At 64.4% G+C, this 17,734-nt stretch carries 14 protein-coding genes; 7 read left to right on the top strand and 7 right to left on the bottom strand.

Annotation, left to right across the window (positions count from 1 at the left end; all coding sequences use genetic code 11):
* Positions 1-38: 38 nt before the first annotated feature.
* The gene (locus tag K2Y42_RS03510) at positions 39-896 is read right to left on the bottom strand and encodes a Ku protein (RefSeq protein WP_291148523.1); all 858 of its coding nucleotides are present in this window, start codon (positions 894-896) and stop codon (positions 39-41) included.
* Positions 897-1,156: 260 nt separating this feature from the next.
* Between K2Y42_RS03510 and K2Y42_RS03505 the strand changes: the two genes are divergently transcribed.
* The 3 genes from K2Y42_RS03505 (at position 1,157) to K2Y42_RS03495 (ending at position 5,335) form a co-directional block, all read left to right on the top strand.
* Entirely contained in the window at positions 1,157-2,578 is a 1,422-nt protein-coding gene (locus K2Y42_RS03505; RefSeq protein ID WP_291148521.1) for an APC family permease, read from the top strand.
* Positions 2,579-2,678: 100 nt separating this feature from the next.
* Positions 2,679-2,897, top strand: a complete 219-nt coding sequence (locus K2Y42_RS03500) for a hypothetical protein (protein WP_291148519.1) — start codon at positions 2,679-2,681, stop codon at positions 2,895-2,897.
* Between the two features lie 122 nt (positions 2,898-3,019).
* Positions 3,020-5,335 carry a trehalose-6-phosphate synthase gene (locus K2Y42_RS03495; RefSeq protein ID WP_291148517.1) on the top strand — a complete coding sequence of 772 codons (2,316 nt, stop codon included), beginning with the start codon at positions 3,020-3,022 and terminating at the stop codon, positions 5,333-5,335.
* Here K2Y42_RS03495 and K2Y42_RS03490 read toward each other — a convergent pair.
* The gene (locus K2Y42_RS03490; protein ID WP_291148515.1) at positions 5,332-6,846 is read right to left on the bottom strand and encodes a glycerol-3-phosphate dehydrogenase; all 1,515 of its coding nucleotides are present in this window, start codon (positions 6,844-6,846) and stop codon (positions 5,332-5,334) included. The two genes, K2Y42_RS03495 and K2Y42_RS03490, sit on opposite strands and share 4 nt — an antisense overlap.
* A 270-nt stretch (positions 6,847-7,116) precedes the next feature.
* Positions 7,117-7,293, bottom strand: coding sequence for a hypothetical protein (locus K2Y42_RS03485; RefSeq protein WP_291148513.1), 177 nt, complete (start codon positions 7,291-7,293; stop codon positions 7,117-7,119).
* A 380-nt stretch (positions 7,294-7,673) separates the two neighbouring features.
* Here K2Y42_RS03485 and K2Y42_RS03480 point away from each other — a divergent pair, with 380 nt between their 5' ends.
* Complete coding sequence (locus tag K2Y42_RS03480) at positions 7,674-9,383, top strand: DUF1565 domain-containing protein (RefSeq protein WP_291148509.1); 1,710 nt, start codon at positions 7,674-7,676, stop codon at positions 9,381-9,383.
* Positions 9,384-9,441: 58 nt separating this feature from the next.
* Here the strand turns inward: K2Y42_RS03480 and K2Y42_RS03475 are convergent, their stop codons facing one another.
* Entirely contained in the window at positions 9,442-10,707 is a 1,266-nt protein-coding gene (locus K2Y42_RS03475) for an acyl-CoA dehydrogenase family protein (protein WP_291148506.1), read from the bottom strand.
* 351 nt (positions 10,708-11,058) lie between these two features.
* Between K2Y42_RS03475 and K2Y42_RS03470 the strand changes: the two genes are divergently transcribed.
* Positions 11,059-11,499, top strand: a complete 441-nt coding sequence (locus K2Y42_RS03470) for a DoxX family protein (RefSeq protein WP_291148504.1) — start codon at positions 11,059-11,061, stop codon at positions 11,497-11,499.
* Positions 11,500-11,580: 81 nt separating this feature from the next.
* On the opposite strand, the gene K2Y42_RS03465 is transcribed toward K2Y42_RS03470, so the two are convergent.
* Together K2Y42_RS03465 and K2Y42_RS03460 are read right to left on the bottom strand one after the other, a co-directional pair.
* Positions 11,581-14,712, bottom strand: coding sequence for a multidrug efflux RND transporter permease subunit (locus K2Y42_RS03465; RefSeq protein WP_291148502.1), 3,132 nt, complete (start codon positions 14,710-14,712; stop codon positions 11,581-11,583).
* Positions 14,709-15,896, bottom strand: coding sequence for an efflux RND transporter periplasmic adaptor subunit (locus K2Y42_RS03460; protein WP_291148501.1), 1,188 nt, complete (start codon positions 15,894-15,896; stop codon positions 14,709-14,711). Before K2Y42_RS03460 ends, K2Y42_RS03465 begins: the two co-directional genes overlap by 4 nt.
* Positions 15,897-16,230: 334 nt before the next feature.
* Here K2Y42_RS03460 and K2Y42_RS03455 point away from each other — a divergent pair, with 334 nt between their 5' ends.
* Both K2Y42_RS03455 and K2Y42_RS03450 read left to right on the top strand, forming a co-directional pair.
* The gene (locus K2Y42_RS03455; protein WP_291148499.1) at positions 16,231-16,506 is read left to right on the top strand and encodes a DUF883 C-terminal domain-containing protein; all 276 of its coding nucleotides are present in this window, start codon (positions 16,231-16,233) and stop codon (positions 16,504-16,506) included.
* 371 nt (positions 16,507-16,877) lie between these two features.
* Positions 16,878-17,198, top strand: coding sequence for a hypothetical protein (locus K2Y42_RS03450; protein ID WP_291148497.1), 321 nt, complete (start codon positions 16,878-16,880; stop codon positions 17,196-17,198).
* A 191-nt stretch (positions 17,199-17,389) separates the two neighbouring features.
* Here K2Y42_RS03450 and K2Y42_RS03445 read toward each other — a convergent pair whose 3' ends face one another.
* A complete protein-coding gene (locus K2Y42_RS03445) occupies positions 17,390-17,731 on the bottom strand; it encodes a DUF6481 family protein (protein ID WP_291148492.1) in 342 nt (113 codons plus the stop codon).
* Between the last annotated feature and the right edge of the window lie 3 nt (positions 17,732-17,734).

Genomic DNA, 17,734 nt, shown 5'->3' with positions numbered 1-17,734 from the left:
ATCTGCCTGCCTGCACCGTGCCTATGGGGCGAAGCCTGTCAGGCCCGCTTCTTCGCGCTCCGGGCTTTCGGCTTGCCGGTCGCGGGTGATTTGCCCGATCCGTCCTTGGTCCCCGTCGCGCCGACGCTCCGTTTCAGCGCCTCCATGAGGTCGACGATGTTGCCGCCCTTCGGCCGGTCCTGCTCGTGCGCCACGATCTTGCGGCCTTTGAGCTTGTCCTGGATCAAGGCCTTGAGCGCGGTCTGGTAGTGATCTTGGAATTTCTCGGGCTTGAACGCGGCCGTCTTCTTGCCGATCAGCTGCACGGCGAGTTCGACCATCTCCTTGTCGGGCTTGGCGCCGGGCACCTCGTCGAAGAAATCCGCGGGCTTGCGCAGCTCTTCCTCGTAGCGCAGCATTTCCATGACGAGGCCGTCATCGAGCGGCGCAATCGCGACCAGCCATTCCCGGCCCGAAATGGTGATCTGCGCCAGACCGACCTTGCCGGTTTTGCGCAACGCATCCCGGATTACGACATAGCCCTCGCCGGACAGCTCGTCGGTCGGCGTGACGAAGTAAGGTCGCTCGAAGTAGCGGTAATCGATGTCCTCGGCGTCGACGAACTGCACGAGGTCGATGGTCTTTTTGCTTTCGAGCTTCACCGCATCGATGTCGTCGGGCTCCAGCGTGATGTAGGTGTCCTTATCGACCTCGTAGCCTTTGACGATATCCGCGTTGTCGATCTTGCCGATACCCTGCACGACCTTTTCGTAATTGACCCGCTTGCCCGATGGCTTGTGGATCTGCCGGAACGAAATTTCGGCCTTCGATTCGACGGCGTTGTAGATCTCGACTCCGATCGTCACGAGCGACAACCGGAGAAACCCCTTCCAATAGGCGCGGACGTGCTTGGGCATGACGCGATACTCACGAGCTTGAAGCCAGCCCCACAACATCTGGGGGTTCGGCCATGATAACAACGCAATATCGGCCAGCAAGGTTCATTCGTCGCGATTTTAGCTGCCAAGCGCGGTTAACGGATCGCGGCGTGCGAGGCTGGCGGGCGGCCGGAGGAGGAATGGCGGGCAAGGACCGGAGGTTGACCGGGCCGAGCGCGATTGCAACTCTCAGCGACGATCACGTCTTCGCAACGATCACGGGGCCCGGGGGCTGCGCCATGTCAAACACCGATGCACGATCCGACGACGCGCCTCACGCGGCCGAACCCGCCCTGCACCGGGTCATGGGGCCGTGGCTGCTGTTGCTGTTCATCATCGGCGACATTCTCGGCACGGGCATCTACGCCCTGACGGGCAAGGTGGCGAACCTCGTCGGCGGAGCCGTCTGGCTGCCGTTCCTGATGGCCTTCGGCGTGGCGCTGCTCACCGCCTTCAGCTACCTCGAGCTTGTCACGAAATACCCTCGGGCCGCCGGTGCGGCCCTCTACACGCACCGCGCGTTCGGCATCCACTTCGTCACGTTCCTGGTCGCCTTCGCGGTCATGGCGTCAGGCATCACGTCGGCCTCCACCGCCTCGCGCGCCTTCGCGGCCAACCTGTCGGACGCCTTCGGCCTCGGTCTCGCCGGAGGCATCGGCATTACCGTCATCGGTCTCCTCTTCATGGGGCTTGTCGCGGCCGTCAACCTGCGCGGGGTCGGCGAGAGCGTGAAGCTCAACGTGCTGCTCACCGTCGTCGAGCTTACGGGACTGCTCATCATCATCGTCATCGGCCTGTGGGCCATTGCGGGCGGGCAGGGCGATGTCTCGCGCGTGTTGGAGTTCAAGGCGCCAGAAGGCAGCAGTTGGCTTTGGGCATCCATCGCCGCCACAACGCTCGCCTTCTTCGCCATGGTCGGTTTCGAAGACAGCGTCAACATGGCGGAGGAAACCGAGAACCCGACGCGCACGTTTCCGAAGATCCTGCTGTTGGGGCTCGCGATCACCGGCACCATCTACGTGCTGGTGTCCATTTCCGCCATCACGCTCGTGCCCGCCGCCGAGCTTGGCGAGGGAGAGACGCCGCTCCTCAAGGTCGTGGCGGCGGGCGCACCGAACTTCCCGCTCTCCGTCTTCGGGTTCATCACCATGTTCGCCGTCGCCAACAGCGCGCTGATCAACATGCTGATGGCGAGCCGCCTAGTTTACGGCATGAGCCGCGAGCACGTGCTGCCACCCGTGCTCGGCAAGGTCCACCCGACGCGGCGCACGCCCTACGTTGCCATTGCCTTCACGACGCTGCTTGCGTGTTTGCTCGTGACGTTCGTCGGCGAGGTGCCGGCGCTGGGGGGCACCACGGCCCTTTTGCTCATTTGTGTGTTCACGGTCGTGAACGCCGCCGTGCTGATCCTGAGACGCGATCCGGTCGACCATGAGCACTTCCGCACGCCGACGGCACTCCCCGTGCTCGGTGCGGTGTGCTGCGCCTTCCTCTCGGGCCCGTGGACCGGACGCGACCCGGTGCAATACAAGGTGGCCGGCATGTTGCTGCTCGTCGGCATCGCGCTCTGGTTCGTGACGGTTTGGATCAATCGCAGGAGCGGTGTCCACCCGACCGACCCGCGTCCGGAGGATGTCGGTGGCGGAGGCGCCCATAACTAGCCGATCTAATTGCGGAACTTTCCAATTTAGATCGGAACCTATCCCGTCGCGGGGCGTTGGTGGGGGGCTATCCTCAAATCCTCTCCCAAGGAGACGTGTGATGAAGGACCAAAAACGCACTCCTGGCCAACAGGGCGGCGCCTCTCAGCGCGACCAGCAGGCCCAGCAGGACAAGGACCGCGAGGCGCAGCGGAACAACCCCGGAAATCCGGCCCGTCCCGGTGAGCGGGCTCCGCGCCGCAGCCCCCAGCAGGGTGACGACATCGACGAGGGCGAGCAACAGCGCGGACGCGATGAACGCCGCGACCAGCATCGCTAGCCATTCGAAAAAACAAAAAAAGACTGGGACTCGAAACTCGTGGGGCCGCGTGAGCGGCCCTGAATTCTGTGCGTGCCCGGCAACACCGGGCACATCCTCGCATATGGCGCCGGACGCGCGATATGACGCGCGACTTGGAGGTTAAAGGGATTTCGTCATTCGCCGACATCATGCGCCGCGCGACGTTGCGCGGCCCGTCGATCAGACCAAGCGCCGTCAACTCGATCAGTCTCATCGCGCGCTATGGAGCCATAGCTGCGGCGATTGCGGTGCTGGCCATCACCATCCTGGGACCGCTTCTCACGTCCCTGATCGACGACTGGTCCCGCCGCGATGTCGAATCGAGGTCCGCGCTCGTCTTCAATGCCATCGGCGGCCCCATTACGGGAATGCTGGCAAACGGCCGGGGCGGTGAGATCAAGGAGCTGTTCGAGCGCGTCGCCACGGACCCGCGCATCGTGGCCGTCGGAGTTTGCCGCGGAACCGGCAAGCCCGAGTTCGCAACGCCCCTGATGCCTCCGGCGATCGCGTGCGAAACGATCGCCCGTCAAGAAGCGGAGAGTTTCTCCTCCGTCATCGTCAACGGCCACCGAATGCTGGTTGGCTCGTTCCCGCTTGGCGCTGTAGCGAGCAGCGGCCATCTCATCATCGTGCACGATTTGAGCTTTTCCGAGCACCGCGGTCAGGAGGCGCGCACCTATGTCACGATCATGCTCGGGGGCGTCATTCTCGTCGGCGGCGCGCTGGCGGTCGGCTTGGTGCTTTATCTGATCCGCAACTGGATGCGCAGCTTCCGCGAAGCCGTCATTAGCGCGGCCTCGCGCGGCGGCATCCCTGAGACCGCGGGCGCTGCGGGACCCATGGACAAGGAAGTCCGCCATCTCCTGCGCCAGCTCGAAATGAGCCATGTGACGGTCGATCGCGATCAGGCCGACTGGAGCAAGGAGACCCTGCGCGAGATCATGCAGGAGCTGCCGGGCGTCGAAGTCCTCGTCGTCGCCAATCGCGAGCCGTACATCCACAACCACGCGGACGGCGGCATCGAAATCCAGACGCCCGCCAGCGGACTCGTGTCGGCCGTCGAGCCAGTCATGCGCGCGTGCGGCGGCACGTGGATCGCGCACGGTAGCGGCACGGCCGACCGGGAAACTGTCGACGCGCACGACCGCATCGGCGTGCCGCCGGAAAACCCCGAATACACCCTGCGCCGCATCTGGATCACGGAGGACGAGCAGGACGGCTACTACTACGGCCTCGCCAACGAAGGCCTTTGGCCGCTCTGCCACATCGCGTTCACGCGGCCCGTTTTTCGCGAGGCGGACTGGCGCACGTACCGCGCCATCAATCAACGCTTTGCTGATGCCGTCGTGGCGGAAGCGAAGACGGCCGCGCCCATCATTCTCGTGCAGGACTATCACTTCGCGCTCTTGCCGCGCATGGTGCGTGAGCGCTTGCCCGAGGCGACGATCATCACTTTCTGGCACATTCCCTGGCCGAACTCAGAGACGTTCGGCATCTTTCCTTGGAAGGAAGAGATCATTCACGGCCTGCTCGGCAGCTCGATCATCGGGTTCCACACGCAGTTCCACTGCAACAACTTCCTCGAGACCGTCGACCGCTTCGTCGAAAGCCGCATCGACCGCGAGCAGGAATCCGTCACGCTGCAAGGCCACGAGACGTTCATCCGGCCGTACCCGATCTCCATCGACTGGCCTCCCGCGGGGCTTGTCGGACAGAAGAGCATCGCCGAATGCCGGAAAAACGTTCGCGAGCGCCTAGGCCTTCCGCAGGACACCAAGCTCGCGGTCGGCATCGAGCGCTTCGACTACACGAAAGGTGTGCTCGACCGCATACGCGCCGTCGATACGCTGCTCGAGGAACACCCCGAATGGCGGGGTCGGTTCGTGCTCGTGCAGGCCGCTGCTCCCACGCGCAGCAAGCTGCAGACCTACAAAGGGTTGCAGGATGAGGCGATGGCACTGGCCGAGGAGGTCAACGCGAAATATGCCGACATATCGCCCAAGCCGGTCCAGCTCATCATTCGCCATCACGAGCCGAGGGAAGTGTTCGAGCTGTTCCGTGCGGCCGACGTCTGCGTCGTCTCGAGCCTGCACGATGGCATGAACCTCGTCGCCAAGGAGTTCATTGCTGCGCGCGACGACGAGCACGGCGTGCTGATGCTCTCGCACTTCGCGGGCGCCTCGCGAGAGCTTGCGGAAGCACTGATCATCAATCCGTACGACGCCCACGCCACGGGCGAGGTGCTGCACAGCGCACTCACCATGCCCGAATCCGAGCAGTACGAGCGCATGCGCCTGATGCGCGCCTATGTCAGCTCGCGCAACGTCTATCGCTGGGCCGGGCGGATGCTGCTCGACGCCAGCCGCTTGCGGAAGAAGCGCCACATCCTGGATATCGCCGGAACGGACCCAGGCTAGAAACCGGCGCGTGAGCCGTCGAGCAGCGCTGCGACCTCATCGGCGCATCGCGAGCGCTCGGAGGGCGCGATGTGCAACCCGGCTTTCGTTCTCCGCCACAGCACGTCCTCGGCGGTCTGCGCCCATTCGTGATCGCGGAGATAGAGCACTTCCGCCGCCGTCAGCGCGCCGCCAATGGCGGGGCCGAGGTCGCTATCCGAGCGCGCGTCCCCGAGCACGCGCGCAGCCCGCGTGCCGTAACGCCCGATGAGGCTGTTGACCGTCGATGCGGAGAGGCCCGCATAGCGGCGAAGCAGCTCTTGCCGATAGCTCGCCAATCCGCCCGATCCGAAATCGCCACCGGGAAGCGGCGCGTGCGCGGTCCACGCCGGTCCCATGCCCGGAAACGTCGGCGCGAGACGCGCGAGCACTGCCTCCGCCAAGCGCCGGAACGTCGTGATCTTGCCGCCGATGACGTTGACGAGCGGCGAGCCTCCTGGCGGCTGGATCAGATCCAGACGGTAGTCGCGTGAAACGGCCGAGGCCCGCGTCGCCCCGTCGTCGACCAACGGCCGCACGCCCGCGAACCGCCACACGATGGAGCTCGGTGACAGCGGCTGCGCGAAGAAGCGGCCCGCAACAGCGAGCAGATAATCCTCCTCGTCCGCGCTTGGCTGAAACCCGACCTCAGGAGATGCCACAGCAATGTCTGTCGTGCCGATCAGTGTGAAGTGCTGCTCGAAGGGCTGGGCGAACACGACGCGGCCGTCGGTATTTTGCATGAGATATGCGTCGTCCGCGCCCGCGATCCGCGGCACGACGATGTGCGAGCCGCGCACGAGGCGCAGCTTGGGGACGCTGGCGGGGGAATCTGCAAGGCTAGCGACCTCCGCGCACCAGGGCCCAGCGGCATTGACGAGCGCTCGAGCTCGCACCGTGATAGGCCCCGTCGATGTAGAGGCCGACACGCGCCAGTCCGCTCCATCGCGCGCGACGTGGCTGACAGGTGCGCGCGTGTAGATCGACGCGCCCCGTTCGGCAGCGTCGAGAGCGGCAGCGACGACGAGGCGGGCGTCGTCTGCCCAGCAGTCGTAATAGGAAAAGCCAGCCTGCATACTCGGCAGCAGCGGCCTCCCTGCGGGATCGCGCGTCAGATCCAGCGTGCCGGAGGCGGGGATGAGCTTTCGCGCCGCCAGCCGGTCGTAGAGCGCAAGGCCGAGGCGCAGCAGAACACGAGGCCGCATACCGGGCGCGTGCGGGATCACGAAGCGCAGCGGCTTGATGAGATGCGGCGCGCGCTGCAGCAGCACTTCCCGTTCCGCCAACGCCTCGCGAACCAGGCGAAACTCCCAGTGCTCGAGATAGCGCAACCCGCCGTGAATGAGTTTGGAACTGGCCGAAGAGGTGCCGCAGGCCAGATCGCCCCTCTCGAACAGCACCACCTTGAGGCCGCGGCCGGCCGCGTCGGCCGCGATGCCCGCGCCGTTGATACCGCCGCCGATGACGGCCAGATCGAAGAGTGTCTCGCTCATGTCTCCGTGTGCCGATCTCGCCACCGAACGTGTCGCTGCGATTTGGAATCACGTCCCGCAGCATACGCGACCTGATCGTCCCGTGTGTTGCTGGCCCATATATGATGCGGCGGATGCCTGGAAGCGTCTGCGGCAAGGAGGCACAAAAAAGCCCCGGCGATCGGCCGAGGGCGCAAAGATCGGATAGGGGAGCAAAGCCTCGCCGCGAACGTCGCCGGCGTCGGGCTCATGGTGTCAATCACGGGCGCCGCCCGCAGTCCTGTGCGGCCGTTATCGCTTCTGAGATCCGAAGCTGTGGTGTTCGCGTGTCGCGTCCGCACGCTGCGCGCGCAGGAAGTTCGCTTCGGAACGAATGCTCTCGTCGTCGCGTTTCGCCGCGCCCATGCACGCCGCGAGCAGAAAGCCGACCGCGCCGCCTATCTGCAGACCGATGAGAAAGTAGGTCACAGAAAACCTCCTCTGTATCCGCTGCTATAAAAACCACCAGTGCCAAACTATGTTCCACAAACCATTGAATCGTTGAGATTTAGCAAGTGAAGAGTGAATTCCTGTAAACGATCAATGAATTTTCGGCTGTGTCCGGGGCAACACGCGCTCGGTTTTTCCCTGAATTGAGGAAATTGAGTTCAGCGCTGTGAAATACTTTATCGGCGTTAACCACCTCATCCGCGACGTGCAGTGGTGGTGTGAGCATGGGGCCGGACGACGCCGGGTTCTACGGCGATCATCTGCTATCCACGACAAAAATCCCTGAGCTGAGCATCTTGCCGCAATGGGGGGCGTGGTTCAGGATGACCGCCAAAAGCCGGATAGGAGAAGGCTGTGCCATGATGCGCGCCGCAAATGCAGCCGCCGTGTTTGTGCTGATGCAGGGCTCGCCCGCGTTGGCCGGGCAGGCATCGGATGGGCACGCGGGATCAATCCCAAGCGCTGTCTCTATTGCGCGCGCGACCGCCATTCCGGCATGCACCACCTACGTCGATGCAGCGGCCGGGAAAGAGGGCGACGGCACGGCGCAGGCGCCGCACAAGACGATCGCAAAGGCGATTGAAGCGGCAGAGCCCGGAGCGGTCATCTGCGTGGCGGAGGGCGTTTACGCCGAGCAACTGAAGCCGGGCGAGAAATACCTGACGCTCGCCGGAGGCTTCCAAAGCGGATCCGGTTTCAAGGTCCGCGACAGCGCCAAGTATGCAAGCAAGGCGAAAGGGAAGGGCGGGTCCTTCTTCCGCGTGGAAGACCCTGCGCCAAACGGCCAGCTCACCGCCATCGACGGCTTCGACATCAGCGGATATTCGCAGGCCATCTACCGGGAATTCTACGAGTCGCAACGCTTCGACATCACCAACAACTTCATCCACGACAACACCTGCAGCGACGAAACGCTGGCCGGCGCGGGCCTGGCGCTCGTCAACGTCTCCGGAACGATCAAAGGCAATGTCTTCTCCGCCAACGCGTGCGGCCGGGGCGGCGCGATCTTTCTCAACGACACCAAGAACGAGAACGAGGTCGCGATCGAGGACAACCTCGTCACGGGCAATTCCGGCACGGAAGCGTCCAGCGCGCACGGTGGCGCGCTCTATCTGTTCGGAAACACGCTCACCATCACCGGCAACGCGATTGTCGGCAACAGCGTGACGATGTGGGGCGCAGGCCTTTACGTCGGCGCGTTCACGCAGGGCAACCAGCCGACCACGGCGACGATGAGCCGGAACCTCTATCGCGGCAACAGGGCAGGTGACGGCGGTGGCGGGTTTTTCTGCGACGACGGCGCGACCTGCAACGCCTCGCATGAAATCTATGACGGCAATTGCGGCGGCAACATTCTCGTCGATGGAGGTTCGAACGGATCGGGCCCCACGAAGAGCCTCTTCGACCACATCACCAACGTCGGCGCCCTCGCGCCCGGCTGCAAGGAACCGGGCATCGGGTTTTTCGTGGACACCTATGAAGGTGTGGCGCCGGATTCGCATGTCGTCACGAACGCCATCTTCTGGGGCAACGGCAAGGATCAGGATTTTGCTGTCGGCTGCGGCAGTGGTTGCAAGCAGCTGAAGGTTTCAGTCTCGCAGTCGATGGTCCAGACGGCCTATGCCGACGGCACCATCAAAATCACGTTCGGCACCGGCATTGTCGCGCCGGCCGATCCCATGTTCGTCGATCGGGCAAAGGGAGATTTCCGACTGAAGCCGGGCAGCCCCGCGTCTGCAAAAGGGTCGTCTGGCACCGACCTCGGTGCACTTTCGGCCGGCGGGGCTGCGTCCGCACCCGTGGACGTTAGTCCTCCACGCGAAGAGCCGAACGTGGAAGCCGCCGGGAAACCCGTCGAGAAAGTGCCGGAGAAAAAGGTGGAAGCCCCAGCGAAGAACGCGAACGCGGCCTCGCAGGCGGGCGGCGGCGAGATCTCCGCCAGGGATGCGTTCGAAGAAGCAAAGGAGCTCGGCACGGTGGAGGCTTGGAACGCCTTCGTGGAGGCTTACCCCGAAGGCTTCCGCGCCAACCTCGCCCGCGCCTACCTCAAGAAGCTCGGCGCGAAATAGCGTCGGCCCGGCTTTCCGCGTCGGCCTCTCGCGCCGAAGTGTTCGCGTCGGCAGCCGATCACGACGGCCGGGGCAGCATGCGATCGCTGATGATGCGGCGCTGGATTTCGCTCGTGCCTTCGAAGATGGTCGTCAGGCGCGCGTCTCGCCAATAGCGCTCCACACGCCGCTCGGTCGTGTAACCGTTGCCGCCGTGCATTTGCATGGCCTGGTTCGTAACGCGCACGGCCATTTCGGTTGCGAGCAGCTTCACCTGCGCGGATTCCGTTTCCGCAGCCTCGCCTTCATCGAGCAGGTGCGCGACCTGCTGCCAGTAGGCGCGCGCCTGCGAAACCTCCGCCGCCATGTCGGCAAGCGCGAACCGCAGAGCCTGGAAGTCGCCGATCGGCTGGCCAAACTGCTCGCGCTCCTGCAGGTAGGCCCAGGTGTCTTCGAGCGCACCCTGCGCTACGCCGACGGCTCGCGCCGCCGTATGAACGCGCGCGATGTTGAGGCCGCGCTGCACGGCGGCAAAGCCACCGGAATCCGCATCCGCCCCTCCATCGCCGTAGAGGCCCGTCAGCCGGTCGCTTTCCGGCACGCGCACCCCGTCGAGTTCGAGATGCCATGTGAGGAAGCCGTGGTAGCCGATCTTGTCGATGACATGCCCCGTCACACCCGCCGGAAACGCGCCCGGCGTCTTGACGACGAGAAACGGCTCGAGACCCGCCGAGCGCGGCTCGCCGTCTTCGGGATCGCGCGTTCGCGCCAGCACCTCGATGAAGTCCGCCGCAAGCGCAAACCCGGCCCAACGCTTCGTCCCCGACAATACCCAGTGATCTCCGTCGCGCACCGCCCGCGTTTCGACGCCCGCGAGGTCGGATCCGGCCGTCGGCTCGGACAGTGCGATGCCGCCGATCCACTTTCCTTGCGCTGAGAGCTTGAGAAGATCCCGCCGCCGACCGTCGTCGAGCGTCTGCGTGCCGAGCCCCTGGCCGCGCGCCAGAATGCTGCCGACGGAAAGCCACGCCCGCGCCAGCTCTTCGGACACGAGGCAGTACTCGAATACGCCGAGCCCCAGCCCGCCATGCTCGGCGGGAATGGTGATGCCGAACCAGCCCTTTTGAGCCATCTGCTCGATGAGCGCGCGGGGCATCTCGGCTTTCTGCGGGTCGAGTTCGTCGGCGATCGGCAGCACCACGTCGTGCGCGAAAGCGCGCGCCTCGGCCTGCAGGGCTGCGCGCGCAGCGGTCTTCCAGGGCGACATCAACTCGGGTGGCCCCGGATTGAAGCGAGCATTGACGCGAGCATCCAAGCTGGGATCACGGGTCTCGTTGTTCGACATGCAACCTCTCGAATGGGGAGCGATTGGGCAAATGGGCGTGCGAGATCGAGCGGGACTTTTTCGGTCCCGCTGACGACGGTGATGTGGGTCGACGGGGAGGGACGAGCCAGAAGGGCGGTGAGACAGTCATGCGGCGGGTTCGGGGGGAGAACGCGTGTGGCGTTAAACGCACGAACCGCGGGTGCGTTCCCTGATGCCAGCCGGATAGTGATAACATGATGGCAGCGATCAGGCCGCGATTCAGGGAAGGACTTGCATTGACGACGTTCTGTCCCCTTCACAAGAACATCTTGGAAGAATGCGAACCCGGTATCGTCCACACGGCCACAATGTCCAGAAAGGTCCTGAAACATGTCTCAGTCGAACACGCGCTATTTTCTACCCGCTCTCGCGCCGCTCTACGCATCGTTCCACGAATTTGCCGAAACGCTGCTGCGCGTGCTCGTGGGGTTCCTGCTTGTGCTGCATGGCGCGCCCAAGTTCGCGAACCTGGACGGCGTCGTCGGCATGGTGGAAAGCCTGGGCTTCTATCCGGGAGCGGTGTGGGCGCCGCTGCTCGCCGCCACGGAGACGATTGGCGGCCTCTTGCTGATGATCGGCCTCTTCACGCGCCCGGCCGCATTCGCCACCACCATTGTGCTGCTGGTGACCGTGTACTTCCATTGGATCTTCAAAGCCGAAGGCTTCGCGGGCGCTGAAAAATCCCTGATCTGGGCGGCTGTGCTGTTCTTCTTCGTCATTCGCGGCGGCAACGCCCACTCGGTGGACGCCCGCCTCGGCCGCGAATTCTAGCGCGCAATGAAAAGTGGCCCCGGTCCATCTTCGGACCGGGGCCACACGTCACATTGCACGGAAAAGCAGGGTGCCGCGTGCCTAGGCCGCCTCTTTCGTCTGCGGCGTCTCCGGTGTGCCGCGCCCCTCGCGCAGGCGTTGGAACACGACGTAGAGCATCGGAATGAGGAAAATTCCGAACACCGACGCGAACGCCATGCCCGCAAGCACCGGCGTGCCGACCGCGATCATGCTGTCGGCGCCGGGGCCGGTCGCGATCACGAGCGGTATGAGTCCCATGATGAACGCGATACTGGTCATCATCACCGGGCGGAAGCGCAGCCGCGCGCCGTCCACGGCCGATTCCAGCAGCGTGTCGCCGGCCGCCCGCCGCTCGATGGAGAACGCGATGATGAGGATCGCGTTCTTCGCCGCCAGCGCGATCAGCACGACGATGCCGATCTGAACATAGAGCGTGAAGCTCTCACCCAGCATCCAGAGCGTGCCGACGGCGCCCATGATGGACACCAGCACCGACAGCAGCACGGGAATGGGAATGTTCCAGCTCTCGTAGAGCGCCACCAGGAAGAGATAGGCGAACAGCAACGCGAGCCCGATCACGATCGGGGTCTGCCCCGCCGATTGGAGCTGCTCGAGCGCCTGACCCGTCCATTCGAACGCATAGCCTCCCGGCAGGCTGGTTGCGGACAACGCGGCCATCGCCTCGATGGCCTCGCTCGGGCCGCGCCCTTCTCCGGGAGACCCGTTGATCGCCACCGCGCGGTAGTTGTTGTAGCGCGTGAGCGTCCGCGGCCCGACCTCCAGCTTGGCGACCGCGATGGCCGACATCGGCGTCATTTCGCCGGCCGAGTTTTTGACGTAGATGCCCGAGATGTCGTTGATCGATCCGCGGAACGCCTGCTCGGCCTGCAACTGCACGGTCCAGGTTCGGCCGAACAGGTTGAAGTCGTTCACGTAGTAGCCGCCGAGCGTCGCCTGCAACGCCGTGAAGACGTCGGACAGGTTGATGTTGAGCGCCCGCGTCTTGTCGCGATCGATGTCGAGGCGGATCTGCGGCGTCTCTGCTTCGAACGTGGAGAACACGCTCGAAAGCTCCGGCCGCTGGTTGGCCTCCACGATCAGCCCGCGCATGACGGCGGCCATTTCGGACGCCCCCTGGCCGCTGAGCGCTTCGAGCATGTACTCGAACCCGCCGACCTGGCCGATGCCGGAAATGGCCGGAGGATTGAGCGGGATCAGCCGGCCCTCGGACACGGTCGACAGCGCTCCGAACAGACGGCGCACGACGGCGGTCGCGTGCATATCGCGTGTCGTGCGCACCTCGTAGGGCTTGAGGCGCACGAACATGACGCCGGCATTCGATGCGGCGCCGCCGCCGAGGAAGTCGAGCCCGAGCACGGTCGTGACGGTGTCGACCGCCGGATCCTGGCGGATGATCTCCTCGGCCTTGCGCGCGGCATCCGACGTGCGGTTGAGCGAGGCGCCGGCCGGAAGGTTCATCACCGTCATGATGAAGCCCTTGTCTTCATCGGGCAGGAAGCCTGACGGCGTTCTGGCGAACACGAAGTAGGTGACGCCCGCGATGGCGACCAGCGCCGCGAGGCTCATCAGCGAATAGGTGACGAGCCGGCGCACGATGGCCGCGTATCCGTCCGCGACGCGGTCGATCGACTTCGTGATGCGGCCCATGATGCCGGTCGGATGACCCGGCTTCAGCATGACCGCGCAGAGAGCCGGCGTCAGCGTCAGCGCGTTGATGGCCGAGATCACCATGGCGGCGGAGATCGTGACCGAGAACTGGCGGAACAGCACACCCGACGAGCCGGGCAGGAACGCGATCGGAACGAACACCGACAGCAGCACGAGCGTGATGGCGATCACGGGGCCCGCGATCTCCGTCATCGCCTTGTGCGTCGCTTCGGCCGGTGTGAGGTGCGGCTCCTCGTGCATCACGCGCTCGACGTTCTCGACCACGATGATCGCGTCGTCGACCACGATGCCGATGGCGAGCACGAGCGCCAAGAGCGAGATGGTGTTGGCCGAATAGCCGAGCGCCAGCAGCACCGCGAACGTGCCGATGATGGCGACCGGAACGGCAATCAGCGGAATGAACGTCGGCCTGAAGCGGCCGAGGAAGACGAACACCACGATGGCGACGAGCACGAAGGCTTCGAACAGTGTGTGGACCACCTTCTCGATCATTGCGTCGACGAATTCGGCGGTGTTGTAGACGTAGGCGAACTCGACGCCCTTCGGAAAGCGCGTCTGCAACTCTTGGAGCCGCTTCGACACCGCGGCCGCGACGCTGACGGCGTTCGCGCCGGGCGACAGATAGACGCCGATCGGTGCGGCCGGATAGCCCTCGTAGCGGGCTTCGGAATCGAATGAATCTCCCGCCAGCTCCACCCGCGCGACGTCCTTCACGCGCACGAACGACCCGTCGGCGCTCGCCCGCACGATGATGTTTTCGAATTCCTCGACAGAGATGAGGCGGCCTTTGGTGGTGACGGTGAGCTGCAGGCGCTGATCGGCCGACAGAGGCGCCGCACCGATGCGCCCGGCGGCCGCCTGCACGTTCTGCGACTGGATGGCCGCAATCACATCCTGCGCCGACAAGCCGAAATTGCCGAGCTTGGTCGGATTGACCCAGATCCGCATGGCATAGTCGCGAGAGCCGAAAATCGAGGCGTCGCCCACGCCGGAGACGCGCTTGATTTCGTCGAGAATGTTGAGGGTCACGAAGTTGGATAGGAAGAGCTGATCTTTGTCCTTGTCCTTCGAATAGAACAGGAACACCTGCAGCAGGTCCGTCGAGCGCTTGGCGATCGTAAGCCCTGTGCGCCGCACCTCCTCGGGAAGTTTGGCGGTCGCGAGGTTCGCCCGGTTCTGCACGTTGACCGTCGCGATGTCCGGATCCTCGGTGAGATCGAACGAGACGGTGAGCGAGTAGGAGCCGTCGTTGGCCGAGGTGGACCGCATGTAGCGCATGCCCGAAACGCCGTTGATCGCGTTCTCGAGCGGCTGGGCGATGCTTTCTTCCACGGTGTTTGCGTCGGCGCCCGCATAACCGGCGCTGACGCTGACGGTGGGAGGCGCGATTTCGGGATACTGCGCGACCGGGATGACGGTGATGGCGATGAGACCCGCCAGCGTCAGCACGATCGAGATGACCATGGCCAGACGCGGGCGGCGGATGAAGACGTCGAAGATCATGGTGCGGCCGCGCCTGTTGAGGTGAGGGTGTCGGTGGCGACCTGGGCATCGACGACGATCCCGGGGCGGACTTTCTGCTGGCCGCTCGTGATGACGCGATCACCGGTCACGAGTCCTTCGAGCACGACGATCTGCGCGCCCTCCTGATCGCCGAGCTTGATGCGCTTGACGACCACCTTATTCTCCTTGTCGACCGCGAGAACGTAGGCGCCCTGCTGATCGAGGATGATCGCGGACTGCGAGATGACCATCCGCTCCTCCGGCTTCTTCGACACCACCTGCACGCCCACGATCTGCTGGTCGACCAGCAGGCGTTTGGGATTGGGGAAGGTGCCGCGCACGAGCAGCGAGTCCGTCTGCGGGTTGGCCTCGACGTCGGAGAACGCGATCGAGCCGTCCTGGTCGTAGGTGGAGCCATCCGGCAATTTCAGGCGCACGAGCACGCTGTCCTTGGGCAGGCCCTCACGGCGGACGGCCAGGAACAGCCGTTGCGGCACGGGAAAGGCGACGTACATCGGATCCTGCCGCACGAGCGTGACGAGCGGATCGCTGGTCGGGCCGACATATTCGCCGACGGAGTAGGTAGCCCGCCCCGCGGCGCCTGCCATCGGTGCGCGGATCTCCGTATAGCCGAGGTTGAGCTTTGCGGTCGTGACGTTTGCCTTCTGCGCGTCGACGTTGGCCTTCGCTTGCGCGAGTTGCGAGCCCGCGAGATCGAGTGCGGCCTGCGAGGACGTGCCGCGTTCGGCAAGCGGCCGCGTGCGGTCGTAGGTCACCTGGGCCAGCGCGAGCGCGGCATCGGCGGCCGCGAGGTTGGCTTCGGCCAGGGCCAGCGCCGCCTCATAGGGCTCGCGCTCAAGCTCGAATAGAAGCTGCCCTTCCGCGACTTCAGTGCCTTCCTCGAACCCGCGCTTTTTAATGAACCCCGCGACGCGCGCTCGCAGCGTCACCTTGTCGATGGCCTGCACGCGCCCGGTAAAAGCCGATTGATCCGTGATGTCGCGCATCTGCGCGATCTCGACGATGACGCTCGGCGGAGGTGGTGCCCCGCCGCCCGGCGCCTGCGCGGAGGCCGGATTGAGCGGTCCGGCAATGTGGAGGACAGCGGCAAGAAGTGCCGGACGACGGAACTGTGAAAGTGTGGGCAGCCAGGAGCGCGGGCTGCGAACCAATCGTGCCGTCATCGATTTTCTTCCCCAAGCGGTGGGCCGGTTGCGGCCGCAGTGTGCGGCGGCGCGCATTGGCAAGCTAGAAAGTCTGCGCGTTAGCAAGAATGACACGTTAGCAAGTCGCGACAACACTTCCATAAAATTCGGTTACGTCAGAACAGGAACGGATCGGAAGACGGTCGTGCGGAGAGATGGTCGCAGGACCAAGGAACGAGGACCAAAGAGCGATGTGAGCGAGGGGCCCGATGAGCGACGTTGGCGGGCAGCCCAACGATGACGCGGCGCACGGCCCAAGGAACAAGTCTCGCCCCGTGGAGTTGATGAGGTCCAACCCCCTGGGAGGACCGTCATGGCAAACCTTAACGCAGATCAGCTCAACACCGCATCTGATGAAGCCCGTCGCGCTGCCGGCTATGCCGATCAGGCCGTCAACGCAGCGAAGGATGCGGCCGTCGAAGCGGCTGACCGCATTACGACGATGGCCAAGGACGCGATGGACAACCCCGAGCAGTTCGCACGGGACTCCTACAACAGCGTCGCGCGCTACACGCAGGAGAAGCCGCTTGAAGCCCTGGCCATCGCAGCCGGCGTGGCCTTCGTCGTCGGCGCTCTTTGGAAGAAGTAGCAATCCCCTACGGAAACCGGGCGTTTGTGCGGAAAAGGCCGCGCAGCGCCAGGTTGTGCTCCGCGCGTTGTGCTCATGCCGGCGTATTGAAAAATTTCCGCCTCACGCCGCTGCAACGCACGGCGGATCAAATCACTGATGCGGAGAAACAATACTTTATTCTGATGATTGAACATATCGCACTGCGTCGGTAAATGCCGCGCTGCACTCCGTATTTTGGGGGTGGTGCCGCCGCGTGCGAGCTGTATTAATCTTCGAGCAGCATTTGTTTCTTGTCAGTCGCGGCTGCACGAAGTGACTGTCGAATGGGACTGCGGGCCTAGAGCAACCCGCTCCTGACGGACGCAAAGGCGTCCTGGAGGTACCCACTCATGAAGATCCCCTCGGATTATCGTATCCTTGTCGTCGACGCCCCCTCGACGCGCGCTTGCAATCTCCGCGAAGCCCTGATGCGCGCTGGCGCCAAGGTTCACGTCGCAAGTTCGGCCGGGGCGGCCCAGATGTTGATTGAGAGACTGCATTTTCATACCGCCTTCGTCGCATATGACGCGGGTATGGGCGGTGATTTAGGCGATTTCGAACTGAATGAATTCTGTGCGGCGCTGACGAAGCGCAACATCTCCTACATCCTCACCGGATCGTCGGGCGACCTGCCGTCGGTCAAACCGGTTGCGATGGAACTGGCGGCCTAACGGCACTTCAAGACGCCGGTACTTCAAGACACGTGTCGAGCATGCGCCGCGCCGTGACACGCGCTGCGTCGCTCGCTGGTGTGGAAGCCGCGCGGCCAACCCCGCGGCGAGGGCGCATAACTGAAGCTGCGCCGGTGGCCGCGAAGCATAGAGTGAGGCGGAGCGTGCGAGAGCAGGCTCCGCCGTACCGCTTACGCCTTCCGCTTCTTGCGGGCGGCGTATCTGGCATCGCGCTGGGCCTTTTGCTCGGCGGCACGAGCCACTTCGCGGTCGGCCATTTCGCGCTGTTCACGCTTCAGGTGCTCGGCGCGCTCGGCCAGCTCCAGCGCCTGCTTCTCCGCGAGTTCCTTCGCAAGGCGCTCCTTCTCGGCCGCACGCGCTTCGCGTGCGTCGACGATCGCCTTGCGCTGCGCTCTCCGCTCGATTTCGGCCGGGTCGTCAGGGGAGGGGCGTGCCGCTTTCGAAAGCATGGCCTTTTTCGCCTGTGCGGAATTCCGCAGCCGATCTCCAAAGTTGTCTTTAAAGTCTCTCATGTA

Source organism: Hyphomicrobium sp. (assembly GCF_019744875.1).
Taxonomy (GTDB): Bacteria; Pseudomonadota; Alphaproteobacteria; order Rhizobiales; family Hyphomicrobiaceae; genus Hyphomicrobium_C.
The sequence above is the reverse complement of the archived record's forward strand: the minus strand, read 5'-3'. Positions and strand labels throughout refer to the sequence as shown.

Bases quoted from the DNA above. Each gene is read 5' to 3' on its own strand.
- K2Y42_RS03510 (WP_291148523.1), bottom strand. From the start codon at position 896: ATGCCCAAGCACGTCCGCGCCTATTGGAAGGGGTTTCTCCGGTTGTCG.
- K2Y42_RS03505 (WP_291148521.1), top strand. From the start codon at position 1,157: ATGTCAAACACCGATGCACGATCCGACGACGCGCCTCACGCGGCCGAA.
- K2Y42_RS03500 (WP_291148519.1), top strand. From the start codon at position 2,679: ATGAAGGACCAAAAACGCACTCCTGGCCAACAGGGCGGCGCCTCTCAG.
- K2Y42_RS03495 (WP_291148517.1), top strand. From the start codon at position 3,020: ATGACGCGCGACTTGGAGGTTAAAGGGATTTCGTCATTCGCCGACATC.
- K2Y42_RS03490 (WP_291148515.1), bottom strand. From the start codon at position 6,846: ATGAGCGAGACACTCTTCGATCTGGCCGTCATCGGCGGCGGTATCAAC.
- K2Y42_RS03480 (WP_291148509.1), top strand. From the start codon at position 7,674: ATGATGCGCGCCGCAAATGCAGCCGCCGTGTTTGTGCTGATGCAGGGC.
- K2Y42_RS03475 (WP_291148506.1), bottom strand. From the start codon at position 10,707: ATGTCGAACAACGAGACCCGTGATCCCAGCTTGGATGCTCGCGTCAAT.
- K2Y42_RS03470 (WP_291148504.1), top strand. From the start codon at position 11,059: ATGTCTCAGTCGAACACGCGCTATTTTCTACCCGCTCTCGCGCCGCTC.
- K2Y42_RS03465 (WP_291148502.1), bottom strand. From the start codon at position 14,712: ATGATCTTCGACGTCTTCATCCGCCGCCCGCGTCTGGCCATGGTCATC.
- K2Y42_RS03460 (WP_291148501.1), bottom strand. From the start codon at position 15,896: ATGACGGCACGATTGGTTCGCAGCCCGCGCTCCTGGCTGCCCACACTT.
- K2Y42_RS03455 (WP_291148499.1), top strand. From the start codon at position 16,231: ATGGCAAACCTTAACGCAGATCAGCTCAACACCGCATCTGATGAAGCC.
- K2Y42_RS03450 (WP_291148497.1), top strand. From the start codon at position 16,878: ATGAAGATCCCCTCGGATTATCGTATCCTTGTCGTCGACGCCCCCTCG.
- K2Y42_RS03445 (WP_291148492.1), bottom strand. From the start codon at position 17,731: ATGAGAGACTTTAAAGACAACTTTGGAGATCGGCTGCGGAATTCCGCA.